Raw genomic sequence first — 1198 nt, forward strand, 5'->3', positions numbered from 1 at the left:
CCGCACCAGCCGCCCCGACCCACGCCGGCATCAACTACAAAACCAACCAGCTGTCACAAACAGCTTGATATATACCGGATCCACCGTTATCTGGAATAAATACGCCTACAACGCTGGAACCTTACTTAGCCAGCATCATCTTCCCCACGTCCTCCGCCAGCGGCATACCATGAGATACGAAGGCGTGGTGGGTCCCCTTAACAGGTGGGTCGATGGCGTCAGGGCTTCAACGAACGAGAGCGTGCCCTATTTCGACCCCCGGGCGGCAACGCAGGGGGCCGAAGTCTTGATCCTGCTCCAAGACCCGTCCGGAGAAGCACAATTTGGCTCGGGATTCATCAGCCGCGACAACAACGATCCGACTGCCCATAATTCCACCCTCGCTGCCGAAGCCGGTCACCTCGCGTATTCCAAGTCCCTTCATTGGAATGTCGTACCGTGGTGGGTCGAAAATCCTGCCTTTCCATCACGGACCCAAGCTGCTGAAGCACGCCGCGCCGCTCCCCTACTAGCCGAGCTGCTGAACTTGTTAGAGTCCCGCCCCAAGGTCGTTCTCCTGCTGGGGAAACAAGCGCAGCGAGCTTGGTCACAGCTGCTGTCCAAGGCATCCCCGGAAATTCAGAAGCTTCCCGTTATTCCGGGACCCCAACCCCAGTCCGCTCGCCTACAACAAGGCAGACGCGGCCACAGGCATACCCAACAGGGAACTGCTGGAAGAAGCCTTTGCACGAGCCGCAGCAATGTCCCGAGGAAACGCTGGGCGATAGCCAACTGAGAATCGGCTTGTGGACGTTCAGGGTAAATAAGCCCTCATCGTGCTGCACGTTATGGATATCGAGGCCAGCGACGCCAAGAAGATCGCAGACCCGCCGCAAGTGCCTGTCAGCCGCTCGCCGACGGGGACTGCGACATGCGTGGCGATCCGGGAGATCGGATTTGGCGGCAACTTTGACAGCCGGCTACATGCCAGAGCCGGATCGCCCCAGTAGAGTCAGCTCATGATCAACGAAAATGCGCCCTTGCCCGATGACATTTTCGCGAACCTGCCAGGTTCCTCCGCTGTAATGAACCACGCAGTATCCGTAGATAGTGACCGCTGAAAACGCGCTCTCACCGCTCGTTGAATATTCGCGCTATTGGGGTCCATCTGTCGTGTGTTTGGGGGCCGGTGGGCAGAGCGCGCAGTAGCGGTCTTGGG

At 58.8% G+C, this 1198-nt stretch carries 1 protein-coding gene; it reads left to right on the plus strand.

The annotated features are described in order from the left end of the window. Window positions 1-775: uracil-DNA glycosylase family protein (locus tag CXQ91_RS25095; protein ID WP_219816607.1), on the plus strand; the 775-nt coding region annotated here is incomplete at its 5' end. Window positions 776-1198: the final 423 nt, after the last annotated feature.

The sequence above is a fragment of the Arthrobacter sp. Y81 genome (assembly GCF_002929335.1).
GTDB lineage: Bacteria > Actinomycetota > Actinomycetes > Actinomycetales > Micrococcaceae > Arthrobacter.